Origin of the sequence: Pseudomonas syringae KCTC 12500 (assembly GCF_000507185.2) — a bacterium.
Taxonomy (GTDB): Bacteria; Pseudomonadota; Gammaproteobacteria; order Pseudomonadales; family Pseudomonadaceae; genus Aquipseudomonas; species Aquipseudomonas syringae.
This window is the reverse complement of sequence record NZ_AYTM02000002.1, coordinates 426,087-452,508: the sequence shown is the minus strand read 5'-3', so window position 1 is coordinate 452,508 and position 26,422 is coordinate 426,087. Positions and strand designations below refer to the sequence as shown.

At 58.8% G+C, this 26,422-nt stretch carries 23 protein-coding genes; 18 read left to right on the top strand and 5 right to left on the bottom strand.

Translation table 11 applies throughout. From position 1 onward, the window contains the following. From V476_RS02550 to flgA, 3 genes are all read right to left on the bottom strand, one after another. Positions 1-468, bottom strand: coding sequence for a flagella synthesis protein FlgN (locus tag V476_RS02550; protein ID WP_003316769.1), 468 nt, complete (start codon positions 466-468; stop codon positions 1-3). 49 nt (positions 469-517) lie between these two features. Continuing rightward, positions 518-832, bottom strand: coding sequence for a flagellar biosynthesis anti-sigma factor FlgM (gene flgM / locus V476_RS02545; RefSeq protein WP_003316770.1), 315 nt, complete (start codon positions 830-832; stop codon positions 518-520). A 162-nt stretch (positions 833-994) separates the two neighbouring features. Then, on the bottom strand, positions 995-1,753 hold the full coding sequence (gene flgA, locus V476_RS02540; protein ID WP_003417867.1) for a flagellar basal body P-ring formation chaperone FlgA: 759 nt from the start codon (positions 1,751-1,753) through the stop codon (positions 995-997). Between the two features lie 77 nt (positions 1,754-1,830). On the opposite strand from flgA, the gene V476_RS02535 reads away from it, so the two are divergent. Both V476_RS02535 and cheR read left to right on the top strand, forming a co-directional pair. Then, positions 1,831-2,757 (top strand): chemotaxis protein CheV, encoded by a 927-nt coding sequence (locus V476_RS02535; protein ID WP_003316772.1) that lies wholly within the window; start codon positions 1,831-1,833, stop codon positions 2,755-2,757. 51 nt (positions 2,758-2,808) lie between these two features. Next, positions 2,809-3,636, top strand: a complete 828-nt coding sequence (gene cheR / locus V476_RS02530) for a protein-glutamate O-methyltransferase CheR (protein ID WP_003316773.1) — start codon at positions 2,809-2,811, stop codon at positions 3,634-3,636. A 93-nt stretch (positions 3,637-3,729) separates the two neighbouring features. On the opposite strand, the gene cynR is transcribed toward cheR, so the two are convergent. Then, on the bottom strand, positions 3,730-4,644 hold the full coding sequence (gene cynR / locus V476_RS02525) for a transcriptional regulator CynR (protein ID WP_024960301.1): 915 nt from the start codon (positions 4,642-4,644) through the stop codon (positions 3,730-3,732). Between the two features lie 73 nt (positions 4,645-4,717). On the opposite strand from cynR, the gene cynS reads away from it, so the two are divergent. The 7 genes from cynS to V476_RS02490 all read left to right on the top strand — a co-directional run bounded on the left by cynS (position 4,718) and on the right by V476_RS02490 (position 10,798). Then, a complete protein-coding gene (gene cynS / locus V476_RS02520; RefSeq protein WP_024960300.1) occupies positions 4,718-5,185 on the top strand; it encodes a cyanase in 468 nt (155 codons plus the stop codon). 10 nt (positions 5,186-5,195) lie between these two features. Continuing rightward, entirely contained in the window at positions 5,196-5,669 is a 474-nt protein-coding gene (locus V476_RS02515; protein WP_024960299.1) for a nuclear transport factor 2 family protein, read from the top strand. Positions 5,670-5,947: 278 nt separating this feature from the next. After that, positions 5,948-6,355, top strand: a complete 408-nt coding sequence (flgB, locus tag V476_RS02510) for a flagellar basal body rod protein FlgB (RefSeq protein WP_003316778.1) — start codon at positions 5,948-5,950, stop codon at positions 6,353-6,355. Positions 6,356-6,358: 3 nt separating this feature from the next. Then, positions 6,359-6,799, top strand: a complete 441-nt coding sequence (flgC, locus tag V476_RS02505; protein WP_002554316.1) for a flagellar basal body rod protein FlgC — start codon at positions 6,359-6,361, stop codon at positions 6,797-6,799. 15 nt (positions 6,800-6,814) lie between these two features. After that, positions 6,815-7,504, top strand: a complete 690-nt coding sequence (gene flgD, locus V476_RS02500; RefSeq protein ID WP_003316779.1) for a flagellar hook assembly protein FlgD — start codon at positions 6,815-6,817, stop codon at positions 7,502-7,504. 25 nt (positions 7,505-7,529) lie between these two features. Continuing rightward, positions 7,530-8,858: a flagellar hook protein FlgE gene (gene flgE / locus V476_RS02495; RefSeq protein ID WP_003422150.1), complete on the top strand. Its 1,329-nt coding sequence runs from the start codon at positions 7,530-7,532 to the stop codon at positions 8,856-8,858. A 194-nt stretch (positions 8,859-9,052) separates the two neighbouring features. Further along, entirely contained in the window at positions 9,053-10,798 is a 1,746-nt protein-coding gene (locus V476_RS02490) for a flagellar hook-basal body complex protein (protein ID WP_024960298.1), read from the top strand. On the opposite strand, the gene V476_RS28425 is transcribed toward V476_RS02490, so the two are convergent. Then, the gene (locus V476_RS28425) at positions 10,799-10,990 is read right to left on the bottom strand and encodes a hypothetical protein (RefSeq protein ID WP_024960297.1); all 192 of its coding nucleotides are present in this window, start codon (positions 10,988-10,990) and stop codon (positions 10,799-10,801) included. 283 nt (positions 10,991-11,273) lie between these two features. On the opposite strand from V476_RS28425, the gene V476_RS02480 reads away from it, so the two are divergent. The 9 genes from V476_RS02480 (at position 11,274) to V476_RS02440 (ending at position 26,394) form a co-directional block, all read left to right on the top strand. Continuing rightward, positions 11,274-12,014, top strand: coding sequence for a flagellar basal body rod protein FlgF (locus V476_RS02480; RefSeq protein WP_003316785.1), 741 nt, complete (start codon positions 11,274-11,276; stop codon positions 12,012-12,014). Between the two features lie 46 nt (positions 12,015-12,060). Further along, the gene (gene flgG / locus V476_RS02475) at positions 12,061-12,849 is read left to right on the top strand and encodes a flagellar basal-body rod protein FlgG (protein ID WP_003404338.1); all 789 of its coding nucleotides are present in this window, start codon (positions 12,061-12,063) and stop codon (positions 12,847-12,849) included. An 84-nt stretch (positions 12,850-12,933) separates the two neighbouring features. After that, a complete protein-coding gene (gene flgH / locus V476_RS02470; protein WP_003316787.1) occupies positions 12,934-13,647 on the top strand; it encodes a flagellar basal body L-ring protein FlgH in 714 nt (237 codons plus the stop codon). 13 nt (positions 13,648-13,660) lie between these two features. Beyond that, the gene (locus V476_RS02465; RefSeq protein WP_024960296.1) at positions 13,661-14,770 is read left to right on the top strand and encodes a flagellar basal body P-ring protein FlgI; all 1,110 of its coding nucleotides are present in this window, start codon (positions 13,661-13,663) and stop codon (positions 14,768-14,770) included. Between the two features lie 10 nt (positions 14,771-14,780). Beyond that, positions 14,781-16,034 carry a flagellar assembly peptidoglycan hydrolase FlgJ gene (gene flgJ, locus V476_RS02460; RefSeq protein ID WP_003422153.1) on the top strand — a complete coding sequence of 418 codons (1,254 nt, stop codon included), beginning with the start codon at positions 14,781-14,783 and terminating at the stop codon, positions 16,032-16,034. 10 nt (positions 16,035-16,044) lie between these two features. Further along, positions 16,045-18,105 (top strand): flagellar hook-associated protein FlgK, encoded by a 2,061-nt coding sequence (flgK, locus tag V476_RS02455; protein WP_003391318.1) that lies wholly within the window; start codon positions 16,045-16,047, stop codon positions 18,103-18,105. A gap of 13 nt (positions 18,106-18,118) precedes the next feature. Continuing rightward, entirely contained in the window at positions 18,119-19,711 is a 1,593-nt protein-coding gene (locus V476_RS02450; protein WP_024648360.1) for a flagellar hook-associated protein 3, read from the top strand. Positions 19,712-19,800: 89 nt separating this feature from the next. Beyond that, positions 19,801-23,373, top strand: a complete 3,573-nt coding sequence (locus V476_RS02445) for a glycosyltransferase (protein ID WP_024960295.1) — start codon at positions 19,801-19,803, stop codon at positions 23,371-23,373. Positions 23,374-23,487: 114 nt separating this feature from the next. Next, positions 23,488-26,394 (top strand): TIGR00180 family glycosyltransferase, encoded by a 2,907-nt coding sequence (locus V476_RS02440; protein WP_024960294.1) that lies wholly within the window; start codon positions 23,488-23,490, stop codon positions 26,392-26,394. The last annotated feature ends 28 nt before the right edge of the window (positions 26,395-26,422 follow it).

Sequence of the window (26,422 nt, the reverse complement as noted above, 5' to 3'; positions counted from 1 at the left end):
TTACGCCTGACTCAGAGGGCGTGGTTTTGCTCTAAGTGCAGTCGACCCGCGGCTGTCATAGAGTGTAGGCGTATCGCCACCGTTCAAGATGCGAAGCTGGTGAGCGGTACTGACCTGCTGCATCTGGATCAGACTACCATTGCGCTCGTTGAGCGTCTGGCATTCATTGATCAACGTATTCAGTTCGTCGGCAGCCAGCAGCAATTGCTCACCGATATCCGACTGGCTGGCCAGTTGCTGGAGACCACTGCGATTGGCTGGCAGCCCCATGCCCGCAAGCACCTGGCTACGTTTGCGCCCATGTTGATCGAGAAGAATGACCAGCGCCTGTTTCTGCGCCAGCACCTGCTCCATCTCGCCCATGTCGCGGCCGTGAAGAATCAATGATTCGGCCTGCAACAGCTCAAGGAGCTGTCGGGCCGAAACCATGTCGTCAGTGATCATCTGCAGCAAAGTAGTGTCTTGCATCGCATGCTCTGGTTTTTAAGCGTCCAGAATATCCAGCGCCAGCCTGAGCTTAGCGTTGGGTTTCGAAATTCAACAGTTTGCTGGCGACACGGTTGCTGTCCACTGTGTAGCTACCGTCGGCGATGGCCTGTTTGAGCTCGGCAACGCGAGCACTGTTGACGGTTGGCAGATCGGTCAGCTTGTCCGTGATTTTCTGCAACTGTTGAGCCTCACTGCTCAAGGAAAAAGTTTCCCCGGTGCTTTTGACGCCTGCGGTGACGGCAGGGTCTGGGGCAGCGGTTTTGGCGGTGTCTTTACTGGGGCTGGTACGCGAAGCACCGGCAACAGACTGTGAGTTGTTAAGGCGACTGAAATCTATGACCATGATTGAAAAAACCTCTGGGTGTTTGGACGCTTGCCTTGTTTTCGGCCAACCCCTATCAAACTTTAGGCTGATTGTGAGAAAGCTTCCCAATAGACGACATTTGCCGTCGGGCATTCCCCGCAGTCTAAAAAAAAACACACCCTTCGCGCCACCATCAATGCACTACATAGCGACTTCCACCTGCCCTGGGCCGGTGACACTTGCCTTGATCACCCGCTGGGAATTGAGGTTTTTCACCCGTATCTGTTCGTTGAAGCCTCCATCGGACATCGCTTCGCCGGGCATGCGAACCGCCAGCGAGCCGCTGCGGGCGATGATCACAACCTGATCGCCCTTATGAACCATTTGTGGCTGCTCAAGCGCCACCGGGGTGATGACCTGGTCGATGACCATTTGTCGGACAACCTTCTGACCGACTGCCTGATCCAGCGATGCCAGGAAACCCTGACCCAGGCTGCTGACATCCCGCTCGCGCATCGCAACGTCTTCTTCGGTGACGATCGCGTCACGCTTGAGCGGGCGCATCACGGTCACGACGTTGCGATACAGCAGCACCTGGGCGGGTACAAACACCGTCCAGGGTGAAGAACCTTCGCAGCGCACCCGCACGGTGACCCGGCCAACCGGGCGCGGACTTTCCAGTGTGGCTGTCAAATCCTTGTCGCAGGCACCCATCCTTAAACGCGGGTCGAGTTGCTTGACCTGTATCTCATGACGCCCGTCAATCTGGTTGGTTGCCAAATAGTCTTCTACTGTGAACTCAAGAAACCCTTGGGTGACGCCGATAAGCTGCTCAGGCAGTGTGAAATTCTCGGCACGAGCGAGGGTCACCGTGCTGGAAAGGCACAGCAGGGCGATTGCGCACAGAAGCCTGCGGGTTTCTAATGCGAGGTGTCGAGAAATTGTCGTCTTTGCGTTCATGAAGTAATAAATAGCAAAGCCCGTGCCGCTTGTTGATCTGGTGTCTGGGCGGCGGTCATTTTGTAAGGGGGTTCGGCATGGCAGGTGTAATGGATTCGGTAAACCAGCGAACTCAGCTGGTGGGTCAGAATCGCCTGGAGCTGCTCTTGTTCCGTCTCGACGGCAAGCAGCTCTATGGGATCAACGTCTTCAAGGTAAAAGAAGTACTGCAATGCCCGAAACTCACCATCATGCCCAAATCGAGCAAGATCGTTCGGGGCGTGGCCAATATTCGTGGCGGCACGATCCCGATCATGGATCTGGCAATGGCGACAGGTTCCACAGGCATGATTTCGCTGGTTAATTCCTTCGTCATCATTACCGAGTACAACACCAAGGTTCAGGGCTTTCTGGTGCATTCTGTCGAACGCATCGTCAACATGAACTGGGAAGAGATTCATCCACCACCCAAGGGCACCGGGCGCGATCATTACCTGACCGCCGTTACCCGGGTTGATAACCAGCTGGTGGAAATCATCGACGTCGAGAAAATTCTCGCCGAAGTGGCGCCAGTGTCCGAAGAGATCTCGGTCGGTGTCATTGATGCCGAGGTTCAGCACAAGGCTGTCTCCCTGCGCGTGCTGACGGTCGACGACTCGTCGGTGGCCCGTAAGCAGGTGAGCCGCTGCCTGGAAACCGTCGGGGTGGAAGTCGTAGCGCTCAACGATGGTCGTCAAGCGCTGGATTACCTGCTCAAGATGGTCGCAGAAGGCAAAAAACCTGAAGAAGAGTTCCTGATGATGATCTCCGACATTGAAATGCCGGAGATGGATGGCTATACCCTTACCGCAGCAATACGCAATGATCCACGCATGCAGAAGATGCACATCACTTTGCATACCTCGCTGTCAGGGGTATTCAACCAGGCGATGGTCAAGAAAGTTGGCGCGGATGATTTTCTCGCGAAATTCAGGCCTGATGATCTGGCGGCCAGGGTCGTTGCGCGGATCAAGGCAGCAGAATAACCAGCCGGGGGCGTCGTCCCCGGTGATTCACATGATTTGAGAGGCGGCACTTTGTCTACAGGTAATTTGGATTTTGATCAGTTCCGGGTATTTCTGGAAAAAGCCTGTGGCATCCTGCTTGGGGAAAACAAGCAGTACCTGGTGTCCAGCCGCCTCAACAAATTGATGGAGCAGCAAAGCATCAAGTCGCTTGGCGAGTTGGTCCAGCGCATTCAGACCCAGCCGCGCAGTGGTTTGCGCGAGCAGGTAGTCGATGCGATGACCACCAACGAAACCCTGTGGTTTCGCGATACTTATCCATTCGAAGTGCTGAAGAACAAGGTGTTGCCCGAGCAGATCAAGGCAAGCCCTGGTCAGCGACTGCGCATCTGGTCGGCCGCCTGTTCGTCGGGTCAGGAACCGTATTCGCTGTCGATGTCCATCGATGAGTTCGAGCGTGCCAATCAGGGTCAGCTCAAATCGGGCGTACAGATCGTCGCAACCGATCTGTCGGGCTTGATGCTCAATAACTGCAAGACCGGCGAATACGACAGTCTGGCCATTGGCCGCGGCCTGTCGCCGGATCGTCTGCAGCGCTTTTTTGATGTAAAAAGCCCGGGCCGCTGGGTGGTCAAGGCGCCGATCAAGAGTCGCGTGGAGTTCCGCTCGTTCAACCTGCTCGACAGCTACTCGGCGCTTGGCAAGTTCGACATCGTTTTCTGCCGTAACGTATTGATCTACTTCTCGGCCGAAGTGAAGAAAGACATCCTGCTGCGTATCCACGGCACGCTCAAGCCAGGCGGCTACCTGTTTCTGGGGGCTTCCGAAGCACTCAACGGTTTGCCGGATCACTACCAGATGGTTCAGTGCAGCCCCGGGATCATCTACAAGGCCAAGTGACGATCTGTCAGTTGCCTGTCATGAAAAAAGAGACCTTCGGGTCTCTTTTTTTGTGCGCGGCCGAAAACAGCTCTGATCGTCTGCCCATCGGTTTCATGTTTGCGTACTGCTGCCGCTCACCAGTTTTGCAAAAGCGTTGGCAGCGGCGCTCTGGTAGCCGTTTTTACGTCGCAGCAGCGCAACCGTCCGCCCAGGCAGGGCAGGGATTGTCTGAACTTCGCGCAATCCAGGCTGCTCGCGAACGATGGCATCGGGAAGAATGGTCGCCATGCGGCCCTGGGCGACGACCTTGAGCAAAATGGCAATCGAGTTCGCCTCAAGGCCGACTGTCGGCTTGAAGTTTTGCATCTGGCACCAAGCATCCAGCAACTGGCGAGTGGCGAATCCGGGGGCGAGCAAGGCAAAGCGAAGCGCTTGTAGGTCCTCAAGTGTCAAAGCGGCCTGCTTTTCGGGGCCAGGCTTGGCCATGACCAGGCACAGTTGTTCATCGAACAGAGCCTGGCTGTCTATCTCGACAGCATGACTGCCGGCAAAACCGATGGCCAGATCAAGCGCGTCACTGATCAATGCCTCGGTAATCTGCTCCAGAGGCAGCTCTGTGAGGATAATTGCCACTCCGGGATACAGCGCGCTGAAGCGGTCGATCAGTGGTGCTATCAGGTATTCACTGAAGGTGGGCGTGACGCCGAGGCGCAATTGTCCGCGTGACAGATCGCTGACATCGTCGAGCGCACGCTTCCCGGCCTCCAGCTCAAGCAGGCAGCGACGCGCGTGGTCCAGATACACCCGGCCGGCATCGGTCGGCACGACACTGCGGCGGGTGCGGTCGAACAGTTGCACACCCAGACTGCTTTCCAGCTGCCTGATCTGCTGCGACAACGCCGGTTGCGAGACATGCAGGGCCTCGGCTGCCCGGGTGAAATTGCTATGGTCGGCGACTGCCAGCAAATAACGTATATGGCGTAACAGCACAGCATCACCATAAGTCAGGGTTATGGCGATGATCATAAATCAGTCTTGGATCTTATGGTGATAGTTGCCGATGCTGTGATTGACGTGAATTCATTCCGGAGGGTTACCTATGCCGCACAGCAATATTTCCAGAGCGCCGCGCCAGCATCTGACTGAACGTGTGCTGCAGGCCAAGACTGCAAAGAACCTGACCTGGGCGGGGCTCGCAGAAGGTACGGGGTTGAGCGTGGTGTATGTCACCGCTGCCTTGCTCGGTCAGCACCCTTTGCCGGAAGCGGTGGCCGAGGTGGTCGCCGAGCGTCTCGGGCTGGACCGGGACGCGGTCGCCGAACTGCAAACCATCCCGTTGCGCGGCAATGTCGAAGACGTCTCAAACGACCCGACCATCTACCGCTTCCATGAAATGGTTCAGGTCTACGGCACAACGCTGAAAGCATTGGTGCATGAGCAGTTCGGCGACGGCATCATCAGCGCAATCAACTTCAAGCTCGACATCAAGAAAGTCGATGATCCGGAAGGGGGCGAGCGAGCCGTGATCACCCTCGATGGAAAATTCCTGCCCTACAAACCGTTCTGAGGACGCCGAGATGAGTGATAAAGCAAGGCCGCCATTGCCACCCTTCACCCTGGAGACTGCAGTCCAGAAAGTCCGTGGCGCCGAGGATGGCTGGAATTCGCGCGATGCGGCGAAAGTCGCGCTGGCCTACACCGAAGACACCTATTGGCGTAACCGCAGCGAGTTCGTCAATGGTCGCGCAGAGGCTCAGGCCTTTCTGGAACGCAAGTGGCGCAAGGAACTGGACTACCGGCTGATCAAGGAACTCTGGGCATTCACGGATAACCGCATCGCCGTGCGCTATGCGTACGAATGGCATGACGACTCCGGCAACTGGTTCCGTTCGTATGGCAATGAAAACTGGGAGTTCGCTGCAAACGGCCTCATGCAACGGCGCTTTGCCTGCATCAACGATTTGCCGATCGCCGAGTCCGAGCGCAAATACCATTGGCCATTGGGGCGCCGACCGGATGATCACCCGGGGTTGAGTGAGCTGGGTCTCTGATCAATCGTCAAAGGGACCTTCGGGTCTCTTTTTTATTGGGTGTCTGATTGAGGCAATGATGAATGGCCGCCATTGCCAGGCGGCAATCCGGTACTGGCAAAAAAACGGCACCCACCTTGCCGCTTTACCCCTCCACAGCGGAAATGCCTTGCCGCTTTTCTGGCATTGCCGCCTCGCCGCCGCCTGCGGGCCCTGCAAACATTGGCTTTTACAACATGGCACGCCGATTGCTTTGTCAGTAACAACAGAATCAGGTCAACCGGCAAAGGTTTCCCGAAATGAGCATCAGCTTCGATAAAGCGCTAGGCATACATGAAAAGGCCCTCAACTTCCGGGCTCAGCGGGCAGAGGTGTTGGCCAACAACATTTCCAACGCCGACACCCCGAACTTCAAGGCTCGTGATCTGGAGTTTTCTTCGGTGCTGGCTGCCGAAACCGACAAGGCCCAGAACGGTCACTTCGCGCTGAACAAGACCAACAGCCGCCATATCGAAGCCGAGGGCATGGGCAATGACGACGGGACGCTGATGTATCGCACGCCGTCGCAGCCTTCGCTGGACCAGAACACCGTTGATTCCCAGGTCGAGCAGGCCAGCTACACCGAGAACGCCATGGGCTTCCAGGCCAGCTTCACATTGCTCAACAGCAAGTTCAAGGGGCTGGTTGCAGCCCTTCGCGGAGAATAATTCATGTCACTAGCCAATGTGTTCAACATTGCCGGTAGCGCCATGAGTGCCCAGACCACGCGTCTGAACACCACGGCCAGTAACATCGCCAACGCCGAGACCGTGTCTTCGAGCATGGACCAGACCTATCGTGCCCGTCACCCGGTGTTCGCCACCGTGATGCAGGGTCAGCAGTCGACTGGTGGTTCTTTGTTTCAGGACCAGGGCGAAGCCGGGCAGGGCGTTCAGGTCAACGGCATCATCGAAGACAGCTCGAACCTGGAAGCACGTTACGAGCCCAATCATCCTTCCGCTGACAAGGACGGGTATGTCTATTACCCCAACGTCAATGTCGTGGAAGAAATGGCCGACATGATTTCTGCCAGCCGGTCTTTCCAGACCAACGCAGAAATCATGAACACCGCTAAATCCATGATGCAGAAGGTTCTGACCCTCGGTCAGTGATAGAAGGCGAACGTTATGGCCGTTGATAGCACCACAGCAAACAGCGTTTCATCGACATTTTTGAATACGCTGCAGAATCCGACGCCGACCGCGACGAATTCTACCGGCACGCTGGGCAAGGACTCTTTTCTGCAGTTGCTCGTGACGCAGATGAAGAACCAGAACCCTCTGGATCCGCAGGACAACACGCAGTTCGTTGCGCAACTGGCGCAGTTCAGCAGCCTTGAAAGCATGCAGAATCTGACCTCGACCGTTGACACGATCGCCAGCAGCTACAAGTCGTCGCAGGCCTTGCAGGCCTCGTCACTGGTCGGACGCTCGGTAATCATCGATGCGAGCAGTACCTCGGTCGATACGACCAAAGGCCTGACCGGGTCGATCGTAGTGCCGAGCGAAAGCTCGCTAACGACCGTCAAGGTGTACGACTCGCAATCGAATCTGGTAGACAGTGTTGACCTGGGCACGCAAAAAGCCGGTACCACCAGCTTTGCCTGGGACGGTACGGACTCAAGCGGTACTCAGTTGCCATCGGGAACTTATACCTTCAAAGCTGAAGGCTCGGTCGAAGGCAAGAACACACAGCTTTCAACTTACCTGCCCGCCACGGTCAACAGTGTCACGATGGGTGTCAATGGCGCAGAAACAACGCTCAACCTGGCCAGCGGCAGTGTTGCCCTGTCCAAAGTTCAAACTATCGGATTGTAGAGCCGCTACGGCGCAGGAGTGAAACATGTCTTTCAATATCGGCCTTAGTGGGCTCTATGCTGCAAACAAAAGTCTCGACGTTACCGGCAACAACATTGCCAACGTCGCGACAACCGGTTTCAAATCGTCACGTGCCGAGTTCGCTGATCAATACGCTCAGTCGATTCGTGGTACTTCCGGCAATACCAGCGTCGGCAGTGGCGTGAGGACCGCTGCGGTTTCCCAGCAGTTCTCCCAGGGCAGCCTGACTACCGGAACAGCTAACAGTCTGGACCTTGCCATCAATGGCGACGGTTTCTTCATGATGAGCAATAACGGCGAGAAGCTGTACACCCGTGCCGGTGCATTCCACACCGACAAGGAAGGCTACGTCGTCAATAGCAGCAACATGAAGCTGCAGGGTTACAACGTTGACGCCAATGGCTCTGTCGTGACCGGCGCGCTCAGCGATCTGCGTGTGAACGCGTCCAACCTGGACCCCAAGGCGACGAGCACGATCACCAACTCCGCCAACTTGAACTCGACGACGCCATTACCGACCGTTGCGACGTTCGATGCGACCGACACCAAGAGTTACAACAACAAGTACAGCACCCCGACTTACGACACTCAGGGTAATGCTCACACCCTGGATCAGTATTTCGTCAAGACCGGCACCAATACCTGGTCGATGTATTCCCTGATGGACGGGCGCAGCATTTCCGATCCGACGTCTACCGCGCCGGACAAGAATGACCTGACATTCGATTCCTCGGGCAACCTGGTGACCACCGCCGGCGCCGCTGTTCCTACTGACAGCGCCAACATCAAGTTCAATGCTGACGGTACGTTTGCCGTGAACAACTGGGTACCTGGCGTGCAGGTCGGTACTGGCACGACGGCCACTTGGGCAGCCAACGGCGCTGCTGGCGCAGCTTCGATCAAGCTGGACATGTCGTCCACTACCCAGACCGCTTCGGTATCGGGCCTGCTCAAGCAGGATCAGAACGGTTACGCCACTGGCCAGTTGAGCGGCATGAACGTCGACTCGAGCGGCAACCTGTTCGCCACCTACACCAACGGCAAGTCGCAGGTCATCGGCCAGACTTCGCTGACCAGCTTTGCCAACGTGCAGGGCCTGGCGCAGGCCGGCGGCACCAACTGGCGTGAAACGTTCGCTTCCGGCGTACCGGTGAGCGGCGCTCCACAGTCGGGTACATTGGGTTACATCACTGGTCAGGCGCTGGAAGAATCCAACGTCGACCTGACCATGGAGCTGGTTAACCTGATCAAGGCGCAGAGCAACTATCAGGCTAACGCCAAGACCATTTCCACACAAAGCACCATCATGCAGACCACTATTCAGATGACGTAACAAACGTTGTTTGAACTGTATTGAAAAAGCCCCTGTAAAAGGGGCTTTTTTATGCCTGCCTGCCCAGTACGTTGTTATATCTTTTAGTGCTGAAAGTTACGGATTACTCCCGCACCCTACTTGGAAACTTCCTACGCACGATGATGTGAGAATAAAACTCCTCTATGAATTGCCTTTGCGGCAAGGGAGTCCTCATGTCATTCAATACAGCGATCAGCGGTATTCATGCTGCCAATAAACGACTGGAAGTGGCGGGTAATAATATTGCCAACGTCGGTACTCTGGGTTTCAAGTCGTCCCGTGCGCAGTTTTCGGCTTTATATGCGTCCGCACAGCTGGGGGCCGGGCAGCACGCTGTCGGGGATGGTGTACGACTTGCTTCGGTGCAGCAGAATTTCAATCAGGGTGAAACCGTGATCAGTTCCGGCAATGCGCTGGATATGCGTATTCAGGGCAACGGTTTTTTCGTGGTCAGTGATCAGGGTTCGCTGGCCTATACGCGGGCCGGCGCCTTTTTGAAAGACGCTGCCAACTTTGTCGTCGACAGCGATGGCGGACGTTTGCAGGGGTATGCCGCAAACGATAAGGGCGAGATTGCCAGTGGTATCCGCACGGACTTGCAGATCGATACGTCCAACGTCGGTGCCAGGGCTACGACCACGGTGGCTGAAACTATCAATCTGGATGCCTCGCTGCCTTCGCTTGCTCGCTTGCCGACCTTCGACCCGGACGACCCCGCGACCTACACACGGGTCGCCACCCGGACCATCCAGGATGTGGGCATCACTCCGGTGCCCGCAGCCGATCATGAGCTCAAGCAGTATTTCGTCAAGACCGAGGCCAATCAATGGTCGATGTATGTGCTGGTGGACGGGCGCAATCCGGTGGATCCCGACAGCGTAGCGCCGCTGCAGGTAAGCCTTGAGCTCAAGCCTGACGGCTCGCTGTCGTACAGCGGCAATGATCAGCACCTGAGCAAAGTCTCGGACACCGAATTTGCCTTGCAGGGTTGGGTGCCTGCCGCGCAGATCAATGGCGCTTGGGCGGCGAATGGCTCGCTGAACGGCGGGGCTGTTTCGTTGCCGTTGAACGATGCCGGGGCCAGTCTGCTCGATCCCGGTGATACGGTCATGCATCGGCCGGTTCCAGACTTCAATCCGGCAGACCTGAACACCTACAGCAGGATGTTCGGTAACCAGATCTTTGACAGTCAGGGCAACACTCATGAGCTGAAACAGTATTTCGTGAAGGACGGCACCAACAGTTGGCGCATGCACGCACTGATCGATGATCGAAACCCGCAGAACTCCGCTTCCACCACGCCGCTGACGGCGAACATCGTCTTCGATTCCCATGGCGCCGTCGCGTCGTTGACCGGCAGTCCGGGCCTGAGCAGCAATGGCACTCAGCTGAAACTCACTGGCTGGTCGCCTGTGATGGCGGTTGATCCTGGCACCGCGCGCGAGCGCTGGATATCCAACGGGGCGGCTGGCAGCGCTGACGGCATCACCATCGACTTCACCCGTCTGCTTCAGCACAACGCTACCAGTTCGCGCTCGGCTGCCTACGTGGATGGCCACTCGGCAGGCGAACTGAAAAGTCTCGACGTTGGCCGGGACGGCATTCTGCGTGCCGGGTTTACCAATGGCATGACCAAGTCTATCGGTCAGGTGATGCTCGCCAGTTTCGCCAATCCGCATGGCTTGCAGCCGCGTAGCGATACACGCTGGACCGCCACCGCTGATTCCGGAGTGGCTGAATATGATGTGCCGGGCATCGGTACGCTGGGCAGCATCGTCAGTGGCGCGCTGGAGGGTTCTAACGTCGTGCTGGCCGATGAGCTGATTGCGCTGATCCAGGCCCAGACAGCCTATCAGGCCAACTCGAAGGCGATATCCACCGAAGTGACGCTGATGCAGACGCTGATTCAGTCGACCTGATTACATCGAGCAGTCGGCTTTGCTGAAGTGGCCTTTCAATCGTTTCCAGCCTGGGCCCGGGCTGGCCTGGGCGCAGACGATCCGGCTGTCGCCCTGCCATTTGTAATAGTGGGCGGGAGCGGCCTGAGAGAGCAGGGCAAAGGTCATCAGGCTCGCGCTCGCGATACCGATGATGCACGCACGAAAAGGCATGACGGTTCCCGATCAGGGTTGCGGTGTCGGCAAGATTATCACTGTCGATCCGGTTGGAAGCGCAGTTCGATGAAGTTTTTTTGGCGGTGTTTCCTACCTGGCAAGCGGCAGGCGGCAGTCCGCCGCCGCTATTGGCTGGCGCTCTGTCCTCAGGTCATCGGCGAACACCAGTTTTTACTGGTTAATCAGGCATTTGTATCGAGCCTGACAAGTTGGTTCAAAAATTGCTTTAACCCTTTCAGAACAGCTACAGGCGGCAAGCGTCTGTCGGAGGAGGAAGACTGTGGACAAGTTGCTTTACGTCGCAATGAGCGGTGCATCCGAAAACGCGATCGCGCAAAAGGCTCATGCCAACAACCTGGCAAACGTCTCGACCAACGGTTTCATGCGTGACCTTGAACAGGCCCGCTCGATGCCGGTGTTTGGCGAGGTCATGCCATCGCGCGCCTACGCCATGAGCGAGCGTCCCGGTACCGACTTTTCCGCCGGTGCCATGGTGCAGACCGGTCGCGAGCTGGACATCGCCGTCAAGGGTGATGGCTGGATCGCCGTGCAGACGCCCGACGGCGGTGAAGCCTATACCCGCAGTTCCGGCATGAACATCGATGCCCTGGGCGTGTTGCGCGACGGCAGTGGTTTGCCGGTTATGGGCAACGGCGGTCCGATCGCCGTGCCGCCTCAGCAGCAGATCGAGATCGGCGCCGACGGCACGATCAGCATTCGTTCGCTGGGCGAGAGTCCGCAGGTGATGGCGCAGGTTGACCGCATCAAGCTGGTCAGGCCTGACCTGAAGACCATGGAGAAGGGCCCTGACGGCCTGATCCACACCAAGACCGGCCGGCCTGCCGACGCAGACGCCACCGTTCAGGTCGAGTCCGGCTTTCTGCAGGCGAGCAACGTCAATGCGGTCGAGGAAATGACCTCGGTACTGGCCTTGTCCCGTCAATTCGAATTGCACGTCAAGATGATGAAGACCGCCGAAGAAGACGATCAGTCTATGGCTCGCGTCTTGCAACTTGGCTAATCAATGACAGCTTGCGCCGACAAACCGGCGCTCGAGGAGAACACACATGCTTCCTGCACTATACGTCGCCAAAACCGGCCTTGCCGCTCAGGACACCAACCTGACCACCATCTCCAACAACCTGGCGAACGTCTCGACCACGGGTTTCAAGAGTGACCGTGCCGAGTTCCAGGACCTGCTGTATCAGATCAAACGCCAGCCGGGTGCCCAGTCCACCCAAGACAGCGAACTGCCTTCCGGCCTGCAACTGGGTACCGGTGTGCGCATTGTCGGCACGCAGAAGAACTTCACTGCCGGTAGCCTGCAGACCACCAACAACCCGCTGGACCTGGCGGTCAACGGTCGTGGTTTCTTTCAGGTGACCCAGCCGGACGGCACCATTGCCTACAGCCGTGACGGTACGTTCCACCTCGACGCCAACGGCCAGATCGTGACCGCCAACGGTTATGCCCTCGAGCCTGCGATTGTCGTTCCGCAGAACGCCCAGACCTTCACGGTCGGCCAGGACGGTACTGTTTCCGTCACGCTGGCAGGTGCAACCGCTACGCCGCAGATCATCGGCAACATCCAGACTGCAGACTTCATCAACCCGGCCGGTCTGCAGGCCATGGGTGGCAACCTGTACCTGGAAACCGGTTCGAGCGGCGCGCCGCAGATCGGCACGCCTGGCCTTAACGGCCTGGGTCCGACCCTGCAGAACACTCTGGAAAACTCCAACGTCAGCACCGTTGAGGAACTGGTCAACATGATCACTACCCAGCGCGCTTACGAGATGAACTCCAAAGTGATCTCGACCGCTGACCAGATGCTGCAAAACCTGACGCAGAACCTGTAAGTCCTTGATGTCGCTGCTCGTAGAACCGCTCAATCCGATGGGGCGCCTGATAAGCGCCTGTTACACCGCGAGGTTTCAAGTGTCATGAACCGCCTTAGTGTTCCGCGTTTTTCAGTGTTGATCGCTTCATTGTGCGGGATCACCCTGCTGTCCGGCTGTGTTGCGCCGACGGCCAAGCCCAATGACCCTTATTACGCTCCGGTGTTGCCGCGTACGCCCATGTCGGCGGCTGCCAACAATGGCGCCATCTATCAGGCCGGTTTCGAGCAGAACCTGTACGGTGACCGCAAGGCCTTCCGCATTGGCGACATCATCACCATCACGCTTTCCGAGCGTATGGCGGCGAGCAAGGCGGCCACTTCGGCGATGTCCAAGAACAGCAACAACAGCATTGGTCTGACCTCGCTTTTCGGTTCGGGTCTGACCACTAACAACCCGATTGGCGGCAATGATTTGAGCCTCAACGCCGGTTACAACGGCGCGCGGACCACCAAGGGTGACGGCAAGGCCGCACAGAGCAACAGTCTGACCGGCTCGGTCACCGTGACGGTTGCGGATGTGCTGCCCAACGGCATTCTGGCGGTACGTGGCGAGAAGTGGATGACCCTCAATACCGGTGACGAGCTGGTGCGCATTGCCGGTCTGGTCCGGGCTGATGACATCGCGACCGACAACACTGTGTCGTCCACCCGTATCGCTGATGCACGTATTACCTATTCGGGGACCGGAGCCTTTGCCGATACCAGCCAGCCAGGCTGGTTCGACCGGTTCTTCCTCAGCCCGTTGTTCCCTTTCTGATAGCGGGATAAACATGATCAAGTTCAAGCAACTGATAGCGGCGACCTTGTTGTTGTCCACAGCGTTCGGCGTCCACGCCGAGCGTCTGAAGGATATCGCGAGCATCTCCGGCGTACGGGCCAACCAGTTGATCGGCTACGGTCTGGTCGTTGGTCTCAATGGTACAGGTGACCAGACCACCCAGACCCCGTTCACCCTGCAGACCTTCAACAACATGCTGTCGCAGTTCGGCATCAAGGTCCCGGCCGGCTCTGGCACCGTACAGTTGAAAAACGTTGCAGCAGTTGCGGTGTACGCAGATTTGCCAGCATTTGCCAAACCGGGCCAGACGGTCGATATCACCGTTTCCTCGATCGGTAACTCCAAGAGCCTGCGCGGTGGTGCGCTGTTGATGACACCGATGAAAGGTGTCGACGGCAACGTTTACGCCATCGCTCAGGGCAACCTGGTGGTCGGCGGTTTCGACGCGGAAGGCCGTGACGGCTCGAAAATCACTGTCAACGTTCCGTCGTCGGGGCGCATTCCTGGCGGAGCGTCGGTCGAGCGTTCGGTGCCGAGCGGCTTCAATCAGGGCAATACCCTGACCCTGAACCTGAATCGCTCCGACTTCACCACTGCCAAGCGGGTTGTCGACAAGATCAACGAATTGCTGGGCCCGGGCGTCGCTCAGGCGCTGGACGGTGGTTCGGTGCGTGTGACCGCGCCGCTTGATCCGGGCCAGCGTGTCGACTACCTGTCGATTCTGGAAAACCTGGAAGTCGATCCGGGCCAGACCGCTGCCAAGGTCATCATCAATTCGCGGACCGGCACCATCGTCATCGGCCAGAACGTGAAGGTTTCGCCTGCTGCCGTGACCCACGGCAGCCTGACCGTGACCATCACCGAAGACCCGATCGTCAGCCAGCCGGGCGCATTGTCCGGTGGTCAGACTGCGGTCGTGCCACGCTCGCGGGTCAATGCCCAGCAGGAGTTGCACCCGATGTTCAAGTTCGGTCCAGGCACGACGCTGGATGAGATCGTTCGCGCGGTCAATCAGGTGGGCGCTGCGCCCGGTGACCTGATGGCCATTCTCGAAGCCCTTAAGCAGGCCGGCGCGTTGCAAGCCGACCTGATCGTGATCTGAGGATTCGAGCATGGATATGCCCAAGAGCGGAATTTCGTCGGCGGTCGATTCGGGTGCCTATACCGACGTCAACCGTCTGGCGTCGCTGAAGCATGGCGACAAGGACAGTGTGGAAAACCAGAAGAAAGTGGCCCGCGAGTTCGAGTCGCTCTTCGTCAGCCAGATGCTCAAGGCCATGCGCTCGGCCAACGAAGTGCTAGCCAAGGACAATCCGATGAACACCCCGGCCACGCGGCAGTATCAGGATATGTATGACCAGCAACTGGCGGTCACGCTGTCCACCCGTGGCAACGGTATCGGCTTGCAGGACGTGCTGATGCGCCAATTGTCGAAAGACAAGGGGATAAACCACGCCGCGCCGATCAATACGACCGACGCCGCCAAGGCTGCAACGGCCGCTACCGACGCTGCGCCGGCCAAGACCGGCCTGGCGACCAGTGTCTACCAGCGTCCGTTGTGGGCCACACGCTCGGTGGCTGCCGATCAGGCGGCGGCTGCGGCATCGGCGTCCGGAGAAGGGCGCAATGACATGGCGATGCTCAACTCGCGCCGTCTGTCCTTGCCCGCCAAGCTCACCGATCGTCTGCTGGCTGGCATCGTGCCTTCCGCTACAGCGGCGGTCAGCAACAGCCCGGTACCTGCTCGCGCGACAGCCGGCAGCACAGGCAACAACGGCGACTGGACTCTTGATCCGAACCTGGCACCCGCGCCTGAGTACGTGCGCTCCATGGCCCAGCCACCGCTGGCACCGGCCAAGCGTGCGTTCAGCAACGCCGATCAGTTCGTCGAAACCATGCTGCCACTGGCCAAGGAAGCCGCAGCACGAATCGGCGTCGACCCGGTCATGCTGGTGGCGCAGGCGGCACTGGAAACCGGTTGGGGCAAATCGATCATGCGTCAGCAGGACGGCAGCAGCAGCCACAACCTGTTCGGCATCAAGGCGGCGGGCAGCTGGAAGGGTGCCGAAGCACGCGCGATCACCAGCGAGTTCCGCGACGGCAAGATGGTCAAGGAAACGGCGGACTTCCGTTCCTACGATTCCTACGCCGACAGCTTCCACGACCTGGTCAGTCTGTTGCAGAACAACAGCCGGTATAAAGAAGTGGTCAATTCGGCCGATAAACCGGAACAGTTTGTAAAAGAATTGCAGAAGGCCGGCTACGCCACTGACCCGGACTATGCCAGCAAGATTTCGCAGATTGCGAAGCAGATGAAGAGTTACCAGACTTACGCCGCTGCAGCGGGCTCTTCCACGACTTTATAAGGTTTGACTCATGTCGCTGATTTCAATTGGGCTCTCAGGTATCAATGCCAGCAGTGCCGCGATCAACACCATCGGTAACAACACGGCCAACGTGGATACCGCTGGTTACTCGCGTCAGCAGGTGCTGACCACGGCGTCGGCGCAGATCGCTCTTGGTCAGGGTGTAGGCTACATCGGTACCGGCACTACGCTGTCCGACGTACGTCGCATCTACAACGGCTATCTGGACACCCAATTGCAATCGAGCACCGCCCTCAGCGCGGATGCAGTGGCTTATTCCGGTCAGGCCAGCAAGACCGATACATTGCTGTCCGACAGTGCGACGGGGATCTCTGTGCAGCTGGCGGACTTCTTCACCAAGATGCAGGGCATCGCCACCAGCGCCACGCAGTCGGCCGAACGCTCGTCGTTCCTGACCCAGGCTGGCGCGTTGAGCGCACGCTTCAACTCGGTGTCGTCGCAGTTGTCCACGCAGAACGACAACGTCAACACGCAGCTCGACACGTTCACCAAGCAGGTCAACGAACTGACCACCACCCTGGCGAGCCTGAACAAGCAGATTACACAAGCGTCGGCGGGCAACGCCACGCCGAACACCTTGCTCGATTCGCGCAGCGAGGCGGTTCGTAAGCTCAACGAGCTGGTCGGTGTGAAGGTTGTCGAGAACAACGGCAACTTCGACATCTATACCGGCACCGGACAATCACTGGTCAGTGGCGGCACGTCCTACAAGATGTCGGCCAGCCCGAGCCCGTCCGATCCGTTGCAGTACAACGTGCAGGTTGCCTACGGCCAGACCCAGACGGATGTGACTTCAGTGCTCACTGGCGGCTCGATCGGTGGTCTGTTGCGTTATCGCAACGAAGTGCTGGTGCCCGCGACCAATGAATTGGGCCGTACCGCGATGGTGCTGTCCGATCAGGTCAACAGCCAGATGAATCAGGGCATCGACAGCAAGGGTAACTTTGGTTCGAACCTGTACTCCAGCATCAACAGTGCGGATGCCATCACCCAGCGCAGCATCGGTAAAACCACCAACAGTGTCGGCTCCGGCAACCTCAACGTGACGATCGGCGACACCAGCAAGCTGACCGCCAACGATTATGAAGTGACGTTCAGCGACTCATCGAATTTCAGCGTGCGCCGTCTGCCCAATGGCGAGAGCGTGGGGGCCGGTTCGCTGGCTGACAATCCGCCCAAGCAGTTCGAAGGCTTCAGTGTGAGCCTCAACGGCAATACGCTGGCGGCGGGTGACAGTTTCAAGGTCATCCCCACCCGTACTGGCGCGGCGGGGATTTCGGTGGCGCTGACCGATGCCAAGGACATTGCAGCTGCGGCGCCCCTGACGGCAACGGCGGGTAGCAGCAACTCCGGCACCGGTGGCTTCACTCAGCCGGTGCTGAACACCAAGTCCAATATCTACGACAGCACCCAGACCGCTGATCTGCGTAATGCGCTCAAATCCTCCACCCCGATGAAACTGGTGATGGGTGCTGCGAACAGCAGCGGCGTGCAGAGCTACACCCTGATCAATGCGAGTGGCGGTGCGGTGCTTGACCAGAATGGCAACGCCGTCGGCGGTTCGATCATTCAGGGCCAGGCCAACACGGTCAAGTTGAACGTTGGCTACACTGACACTACGACGACGCCAAGCAGCAAAACCGCTTTTGAACTGCAAATGACTATCTCCGGCTCGCCGGTTGCCAATGACACGTTCAGCATTGGCATGACCGGTGGTGGCTCGTCCGATAACCGCAATGCGTTGGCGGTGGCAGGTCTGCAGACCGCCAAGACTGTCGGCGTCATCAACGGTGGTGTGGGCACCAGCCTGTCCGGTGCGTATGCAAGTACGGTATCTGTGGTAGGTACGTTGGCCAGCCAGAGCAAGAACGATGTGACCGCCACTGCGGCCGTGGTCAGCCAGGCCAAGTCGTCGCGTGATTCGGTCTCGGGTGTATCGCTCGACGAAGAAGCGTCCAACCTGATCAAGTACCAGCAGTACTACACCGCCTCTTCGCAGATCATCAAGGCGGCACAAACCATTTTCAGCACGTTGATCAACAGTCTTTAAGGAATCGTGAGCCATGCGTATCTCGACTACCCAGTTCTTCGAATCCACGAACACCAATTATCAGCGTAACTATTCGAACCTGAACAAGACCAGCGAAGAGGTCTCCAGCGGCATCAAGCTCAATACCGCGGGCGATGATCCGGTGGGTGCCGCGCGCGTACTGCAACTGGCCCAGCAGAACTCCATGCTGACCCAGTACGAAACCAATATCGGCACGATCAATACCAACGTTGTGACCACCGAAACGACCCTGACCAGCATCATCGACACGATGCAGGCTGCGCGTGAGCAGATCGTCTCGGCGGGCAGTGGCGCCTTTACCGACTCCGACCGTCTCGCCAAGGCTTCGGCGCTCAAGCAGTACCAGAGCCAGATTCTGGGCTTGATGAATAGCCAGGACCCGAATGGTCAGTACATATTTTCAGGTTCCAAGGCTTCGACGCCACCGTATGCGCAGAACGCTGACGGCTCTTACAGCTACAAGGGCGACCAGACCAGCGTCAATCTGGCGGTAGGCGACGGCCTGGTAATGGCCAGCAACACCACGGGTTTCGAGGCTTTCGAGCAGTCGGTCAACACCACCCGTACGTCTGCCACACTGCTTTCTCCTGCAACCGATGACGGCAAGATCGGCCTCAGCGGTGGCCTGGTGACGTCCACTCCGACCTATAACGCCAGCTACCAGGGCGGCGAACCTTACACGCTGACCTTTCTCAGCGGCACGCAGTTCAAGATCACTGATGCCAGTGGCACTGACGTGAGTTCCGATACGTCGTCGGGTGGCAAGTTTTCCCACGGCTCGTTCGATGCCCAGACGTTCACCTTCCGCGGCGTGGAAATGACCCTCAACGTCAACCTGCCTGCCGCTGACCGGGTCTCGGACGCTACCGCAGATGCGGCGCTGACCAATCGCAGCTACCAATTGGCGTCGACACCGGACAGTGTTTCCACAGCGCGCAGCGCCGGCAATACCTCGACGGCGACAGTCAGCAGCTCTGCCGTGGGCAATACCGCTGCGGACCGTACCGCGTTCAACAATACCTTCCCCACAGAAGGCGCAATCCTCAAGTTCACCAGCCCGACCGATTACGACCTGTATGCTGCGCCATTGACCAGTAACAGCAAGCCAGTGTCCAGCGGCACCATGACCGGTTCGACGGCCAATGCCTCCGGCGTGAACTTCAATATCAGCGGCACACCGGCTGCAGGCGACCAATTCATCGTCGAATCCGGCACACACCAGACCGAGAACATCCTGAATACGCTGACCGCTGCGATTAAAGCCCTGTCGACGCCCACGGATGGCAACCTGGTGGCCTCGCAGAATATGACGGCGGCGCTGAACACTGCGCTGGGCAACATGAGCAGTTCCATCGAACAAGCCTCTACGGCACGTTCCAGTGGCGGTGCGCGTCAGCTGGCGGCAACCGCACAAGGCACGACCAACGATCTGCTCAAAGGCAACAACACCACTGAGCAAGGCACTTACGTGAACGCCGATATTGTCGAGGCGACCACCCGCCTGACATTGCAGAAAACCATGCTGGACGCTTCTCAGCAGGTGTTTACCATGCTATCCAAGTTGAACCTGTTCAGTCAGCTTTGAGTTCTGACGTTGAGCATCCGCCGTCTTTTTTCAGCGGTGAGGGGGACCACTCGACTGAAGGGTCCCCAGCCGCTCGCGAGTCAGTCATAGTGAATTCAGTCCCTCTCGTCAGTATTGTCATTCCCGCCCTCAATCCGCGCTTCTTCCGCGCAGCGCTGCAAAGTGCGCTGGACCAGGTCTACGACAATCTCGAAGTCATCGTCTGTGATGATTGCCGTACCGACGAGATCAAGGCGATTTTCGACGAACTGGTGGCTCCCGACAGCGACCGGGCCCGTTACCTGCGCAATCCTCAGCGCCTGGGGTTTCAGGGCAATCTGCTCAAGTGTCTGGAGCAGGCGAGTGGCGAGTACATCAAATTTCTCTGTGATGACGACCGCCTCTATAACTACTGCGTTGCTTATCAGGCGCAAACCCTCGATACCTACAAGGACGTTCAACTCGTCGTCAGCAAGCGCCATCTGGTGGACGTCGATGATTATGTATTGCCGGCCCGCATGGAAAACGTCGGCCTCGTGCCCTACGACGCAGTGTTCAAGGGCGAGGACATGCTGGCGATTTTCGAGCGCACGCCGCGCAATTATCTGGGCGGTTTCAGTGGCGCGCTGATGCGCCGCGCTGATGTACAGGAATACCTGCCGTCCATTGCGCTGCCGCAGGGTTTCGTCGCGCTGCTGGATTTCACGCTGTTCATCTGCCTGCTGCGACGCGGCAATCTCGTTGTGCTGCACAGTATTCAGAGCACCGAACGCTTGCACCCGGGGCGCTTCAGCAGTCAGGGCGATATGCACCAGAAAGCCACCACCGAATGGGGCTGGCTGAACGAAATGCTCCAGGCGCGTAGCGGCGAAGACGCACCGGCCCAGGGCTGGGTGCGTTTTCTGCCTCTGCGTCGCGCCCAAGAAGAGCCGCGCGAGTGGGATGAGGTCGGTCTTTACGGGGTGATGGCTGGTCGTCAGGGCATCATGATGAGCCGCGTCGGCAGCAACAGTGACAGCTACGCAGAGCTTTACGCCGAGTGGCTGTCCTGCCGCCGGTTTTCCGAGCCGCAAAAAAAGTTGCTGGAACAGCGCATTGTCAGTTGGGCCTGGCAGCCACGGATCGTGCCGGTGATCATCGACCCGGATGGCGATGCCGAGGCCCTCGATATCACCTTGCGCAGTCTGGCCGAACAGGACTATGCCGCAGACTCGGTGGTGGTGCTGACCAACGCCAGCGTCGACGATCCGCAGGTGCTGCGTTTTTCTCTGCAGCCGGACTGGGCTCGGCAACTGAACGAAGTATTGCCACTGCTGGACAGTGCCGACTGGGTTTACCTGTTGCGCGCCGGTGACCGGCTGACGCAGCCAGCGTTGCTGATTCTGGCCGAGCGTATCGCCCAGATCCCCGGGCTGCTGTGTGTCTACAGCGACGAAGGCGCGCTGGTCGAGGACGAGTCCAGAGAGCCGATATTCAAACCCGGCTTCAACCTGGACCTGCTGCGTGCCTACCCTTATGTCGGGCGCACGCTGGCGTTCGAGCGCCGAAATCTGCTCGACATGGGCGGTTTCGATCCGGCCTTCGATGAACTCGCCCCGCACGATGTGATCTGGCGTCTGGTCGAGGGGGCAGGGCCGCAGAGCATCGAGCACATTGCCGAAGTGCAGGTCGAGTCGCGTCTGGCATTCGCTGACTGGCTGTCACTGCCCGGTGTCATCGAGCACAGCGAGCCTCTGGTTGCAGCCCACCTGTCACGGATTGGCAGAGAACACGTGATTCATCACGATCAGTTGCCGTTGCTCAATCGCATCGAGTACGTTCACCCGTCGTTGCCGCTGGTCTCGATCATCATCACCGCCAAGGATCAACTGGGCGCCCTGGAGCGCTGCATAGACAGCCTGCTCAGCAACACCACCTACCCGAATTACGAAGTCCTGATCGTCGACAACGCCAGCGAAAGCGCCGAAGCCCGGGCATGGTTCACGGCGATGAGTGAGCTGGGCAGCGACAAGCTGCGGATTTTTTCCCTGTCCGCGGCAGGCAGCGAGGCAGCTGCCCAGAATCACGCCGCCGGACAGGCGCGTGGCGATTATCTGCTGATGCTCAGCGCCTATGCCCTGATTCATCAGGCGGACTGGCTGCAGGGGCTTGTTCACCATGCTCAGCGCCCTGAAGTCGGGATCGTCGGCCCACGCATCCTCAATCCGCAAGGCAATATTCTGTACGCAGGCATGGTCATGGGCATGGATGGCCTGGCCGGTCGGCCGTTCGTCAATTTCCCCGCAGGGGCCAGCGGCTATATGCAGCGTCTGCAATTGACCCAGAACTGGAGCGCGGTCAGCGGCAATTGCCTGATGGTGCGCAAAGAGGTGTTCGATGCCGTCGACGCACTGGAGGCGACGACCTTCACGCAGGGGCTGCAGGACCTGGACCTGTGCATGCGCGTCGGGCGCGAGGGCTACCTGATCGTCGGTACTCCGGATTCATCGCTGGTACTGGCCGAGCCTGCCGCCGCTGAACGTAACGAGACGTCTCGTCAGGTACTCGACAACGAGCAGAAATCGTTCTTCCAGAAGTGGCTGCCGAAAATGGCCAGGGATCAGGCCTACAACCCCAATCTGTACCTCAACGAGGCGCTGTCGTTCGCTCTGGACCCCGGTCTGCTGGCAGGCTGGAGCCCGTTCTGTACCCGCCATCTGCCGTCCATTTTCGGTATGGCGGTCAACTCTTCGGCGGTGGGTCACTACCGGGTCAGCCAGCCACTGCTGGAGTTGATGGCGGCCGGGCGGGTGGTTGGCCGGATGACTTACGAGACCGCAACGCCGGTCGAAATAGAGCGTGAGTCGCCCGATGTCATCGTTTTCCAGGGCCGTTACACAGAAGCCAAGGTTCCGGACATCGAACTGGCGAAGAACTATTCCAGCGCCATGCGTATTTTCGAACTCGATGACTACATCGCCGATGTCCCCGAGCGCAACGAGCACAAGCGCAACATGCCGGACAACATCGGTGCCATGCTTCGCAAAGGCATAGGCCTGTGTGACCGTGTGGTGGTGTCGACTCATCCGCTGGCCGAGGTGCTGTCGAGCATGCACAGCGACATTCGTGTCGTGCCGAACATGCTGGCGACCCACTTGTGGAGCAACCTCAGAACCCAGCGGCGCAGCTCCGACAAGCCGCGTATCGGCTGGGGCGGCGGCACAAGCCACCGTGGGGACCTGGAGCTGATTGTCGATGTGGTGCGCGAACTGGCTGATGAAGTCGAGTGGGTGTTCTTCGGCATGTGCCCGGACCTGCTCAAGCCCTACATCCATGAGTTCCATCCGGGGGTCAGCCTGAAAACCTACCCGGCCAAGCTCGCCAGCCTGAACCTTGATCTGGCCTTGGCGCCGCTGGAATTCCATATTTTCAATGACTGCAAAAGCAACCTCAGGTTGCTTGAGTACGGCGCCTGCGGCTACCCGGTGATCTGCTCCGACACCGAGGCGTATCGCGGCCATCTGCCAGCGACCCGGGTGTACACCAACAGCTCCGAAGAGTGGTTGCAGGCGATCCGCATGCACTTGTCCGACCCCAATGCCAGTTACCGCATGGGCGACGAGTTGCGCGAGACAGTACTGCGTGACTTCATGTTGCGCGGCGAAAACCTGCAATATTGGGCCAACGGCTGGTTGCCGGACTGATCCGATCCGTTTGAACACGCACCAGCGGGTTGTCTGCTGGTGCGGCCACGCTACGCTCTTGCTTCAACGCCCGCTGCGGTTGAAGGCGCAATCGATTCGTTATAAGGAAAGATCATGCAAAGCCATTCGGGAAATGAACACACCGCTTTGAATCAGCGCCTGACCCTGCTGTTGATGGCCAAGGACCAGCCAGACTTCCTGCGCCGCGCCTTGAAGTATTACAGCCAGTTTCCGTGCACCCTCATAGTGGTCGATGCGTCAGCCCAGCCTGATGCGGAGATTGCCGGTACAGCAGGCCTGCATTACCTGCACAGTGACGCGCTGGCCAGTGCCAGCCTTGGCGTCAGGATCGCAGAGGGTCTCAAGCAGGTGACCACCCCCTTCGTGGTTCAGGCTCCGGTCGACAGTTTTTTGCTGCCTGATGCACTGAGCGCAGCGCTGAGCTTTCTTGAGGTCAACCCGACCTACGGCGCCTGTCAGGGCTACAGCCTGAGCTATCAGGCGCAGGTCGGTCAGGTGGACTATTTCCGTCGCGATCGCAAAACCTGCGAAGACTATGCCTCGGATGACGCGGGTGAGCGGGTTCTGAGTTTCATGAGCGAAAGCCTGTCGCTGCTCAGCGCAGTGACGCGCACGGAGCTGGCGCAGCAGTGGTTCACCTCGGTTACCGATGACACCGAACCGCATTGGCAGGAAATCGGCCACATGAACTATCTGGTTGCGGCGGCTCGCCTGCGCATCCTGCCAGTCCCTCATGCGCTGCACTTCACCTCGGGCAAGCAGGCCGAGCTGCGCCATGGCGCGGCCATTGCCGCCGCCGTCAGGCACACTGATCCCAAAGCCAGGACAGCCCGCGATGCGTTCGCCAAAAAACTGGTCGCGCTGCTCGGTGAAGGCGCGGGCTTCGACGGCGCGCAGGGCGAACAGAAGATTCAGGCCGGTCTTGCCGCCATGGGCGAGTGCCTCAAGACTCAGGGCTTCCAGGGCGATGAGAAAATCATCAGCGCGGTGTGGAATGTCGGCCTTGAGCAATCGGACGCGCTCTTCGAGCCTCGCCAGTTCGTCGAAATGCCGTTTTACAACCAGGCACTGTTCGATGAACTGGCCAGAATCGAATTCCTCACCCATCTGATGCCGGCGGGCCGTCTGCAGCTGGAAGGGGTGGAAGCGGCGCTGCTCAAGCAGGCCGAGTTGTTGCGCGAGCAGAGCAACCCGGACGCCGAGGCGCGCATCAGCCGCTTGTGGTACGCCTACGAAACCTACGCTTTCAACCTGGGCGTCGTGAAGAGCCTGATCGCGGAATTGATCAGCGGCAAAGGCAAGGACAGCGAAAAGCAGATCGAACAGGTTTCGGCGTGGAGCCAGCGTCTGCAGGCGGCATCCGCTTTCGACAATGGTCGGCTGCTCGATAGCATGGCTTCCGGTCAACTGCTCAACTGGCTCGATTCGCGCGATCCGGCGCCTGAGGCCCTCAAGCAGATCAGCGACAAGCTCGCCAGCAAACCGGCCGGGTCGCAGATCGGTATCCTGTTGCTGGACCTTGAGGCTGACGTATTCAAGCTGCAGTCCACGTTCGACAGCCTGATCAACAGTCATTACAAGGCCTTCAGGGTGGTGGTGTTCACCACCGGGGAATTGCCAGCCGTGACCACGCTGCACAATACCCTGCACTTTGTGAAAGTCACCGAAAGCAATTACGTCGACAAGATTAATCAGGTCGTCAAACAGTCGCCCAGCGACTGGCTGATGCTCGCGCAGGCCGGCGAAGAGTTCACCCGCAGCGGTCTGCTGCTGGCCAGCGCCGAGCTGATCGATGCGGCGCAGTGCCGGGCTGTTGCCGTGGATGAGGTTCAGCGTCAAGCCAATGGCACGCTGGCCCCGGTGTTCCGCCCTGGTTTCAACCTTGACCTGCTGCAAAGCCTGCCGGCATTGATGGCTCGTCACTGGCTGGTGCGTCGCGAGTTGCTGGTCGAGGCGGGTGGTTACTCGCGCGAGTTTCCCGAGGCGCTGGAATTCGATCTGTTGCTGCGCTTGATCGAGCAGGGCGGCATGAGTGGCCTGGCCCATCTGAGCGAACCGCTGCTGATCTGTGATGCGCCCGAGTTGAAAGACAACTCGGACGAACAAAAAGCGCTCAAGCGCCACCTTGGCAAGCGCGGTTATCAGGCAGAAATCAGCTCGGCGCAGCCTGGTACTTACAAGATCGATTATCGCCACGCCCATCGGCCGGTGGTTTCGATCCTGCTGCACAGCCAGGACAACCTGCCCGAATTGCAGCGTTGCCTGCAAAGCATTCTGCAACGCACCCGCTATCAGCGTTATGAAGTGCTGATCGGCGACAACGCCAGCACCTCTGCCGAACTGTCGACCTGGCTTGACCGGCAGGAGCAGGTGTCGGGTCGCGTGCGGGTGTTCCGGGCCGAACAGCGCATGAGTCCCGCAGCCCTGCGCAATCTGATCAGCCAGGAAGCCGGTGGCGAATACCTGATCCTGCTGGATGCCGAAAGTCAGATCGTCAATGTCGGCTGGATCGAATCACTGCTCAACCAGGCGCAGCGCCCGGAAGTGGGCGTAGTAGGCGCCAAGCTGGTGGATGGCGAAGGCGCAGTGACTCAGGCCGGTCTGGTGCTGGGACTCAATGGCGGCGTGGGTTCTGGGTTCGTCGGCGAGCCCAAGACCGCCACCGGCTACATGCAGCGGCTGGTGGTCGAGCAGAACTACTCTGCCGTGTCATCGGCCTGCCTGATGATTGCCAAGGAGCTGTACAACGCAGTGGGCGGCCTGGATGAGGAGGCATTCGCCGAAGCGTTGGGCGATGTCGACCTGTGCCTCAAGGCTGCGCAGGCTGGATACCTGATCGTATGGACGCCGCATGTGCAGGTGGTGCATTCCGGTGTGCTGCATGCCCCGCAGCAGGCGCGCGAAGCATTGATGGACAAGTGGTCATCGCAGTTCGCGCAGGATGAAGCCTACAACGTCAATCTGGATCTCCACGGCAAAGGCTTCACTCTGGCCGTTTGAGTCGTTCACCCCCGTAAAACCGGCTGCT

Coding starts and splice junctions, on each gene's coding strand:
- cynR (WP_024960301.1), bottom strand. CDS start 4,644: ATGATCATCGCCATAACCCTGACTTATGGTGATGCTGTGCTGTTACGC.
- flgJ (WP_003422153.1), top strand. CDS start 14,781: ATGGATATGCCCAAGAGCGGAATTTCGTCGGCGGTCGATTCGGGTGCC.
- V476_RS02440 (WP_024960294.1), top strand. CDS start 23,488: ATGCAAAGCCATTCGGGAAATGAACACACCGCTTTGAATCAGCGCCTG.
- flgM (WP_003316770.1), bottom strand. CDS start 832: ATGGTCATAGATTTCAGTCGCCTTAACAACTCACAGTCTGTTGCCGGT.
- flgB (WP_003316778.1), top strand. CDS start 5,948: ATGAGCATCAGCTTCGATAAAGCGCTAGGCATACATGAAAAGGCCCTC.
- flgG (WP_003404338.1), top strand. CDS start 12,061: ATGCTTCCTGCACTATACGTCGCCAAAACCGGCCTTGCCGCTCAGGAC.
- V476_RS02535 (WP_003316772.1), top strand. CDS start 1,831: ATGGCAGGTGTAATGGATTCGGTAAACCAGCGAACTCAGCTGGTGGGT.
- V476_RS02515 (WP_024960299.1), top strand. CDS start 5,196: ATGAGTGATAAAGCAAGGCCGCCATTGCCACCCTTCACCCTGGAGACT.
- V476_RS02450 (WP_024648360.1), top strand. CDS start 18,119: ATGCGTATCTCGACTACCCAGTTCTTCGAATCCACGAACACCAATTAT.
- cynS (WP_024960300.1), top strand. CDS start 4,718: ATGCCGCACAGCAATATTTCCAGAGCGCCGCGCCAGCATCTGACTGAA.
- V476_RS02550 (WP_003316769.1), bottom strand. CDS start 468: ATGCAAGACACTACTTTGCTGCAGATGATCACTGACGACATGGTTTCG.
- V476_RS02490 (WP_024960298.1), top strand. CDS start 9,053: ATGTCATTCAATACAGCGATCAGCGGTATTCATGCTGCCAATAAACGA.
- flgH (WP_003316787.1), top strand. CDS start 12,934: ATGAACCGCCTTAGTGTTCCGCGTTTTTCAGTGTTGATCGCTTCATTG.
- flgA (WP_003417867.1), bottom strand. CDS start 1,753: ATGAACGCAAAGACGACAATTTCTCGACACCTCGCATTAGAAACCCGC.
- flgC (WP_002554316.1), top strand. CDS start 6,359: ATGTCACTAGCCAATGTGTTCAACATTGCCGGTAGCGCCATGAGTGCC.
- flgD (WP_003316779.1), top strand. CDS start 6,815: ATGGCCGTTGATAGCACCACAGCAAACAGCGTTTCATCGACATTTTTG.
- V476_RS28425 (WP_024960297.1), bottom strand. CDS start 10,990: ATGCCTTTTCGTGCGTGCATCATCGGTATCGCGAGCGCGAGCCTGATG.
- flgK (WP_003391318.1), top strand. CDS start 16,045: ATGTCGCTGATTTCAATTGGGCTCTCAGGTATCAATGCCAGCAGTGCC.
- V476_RS02465 (WP_024960296.1), top strand. CDS start 13,661: ATGATCAAGTTCAAGCAACTGATAGCGGCGACCTTGTTGTTGTCCACA.
- flgE (WP_003422150.1), top strand. CDS start 7,530: ATGTCTTTCAATATCGGCCTTAGTGGGCTCTATGCTGCAAACAAAAGT.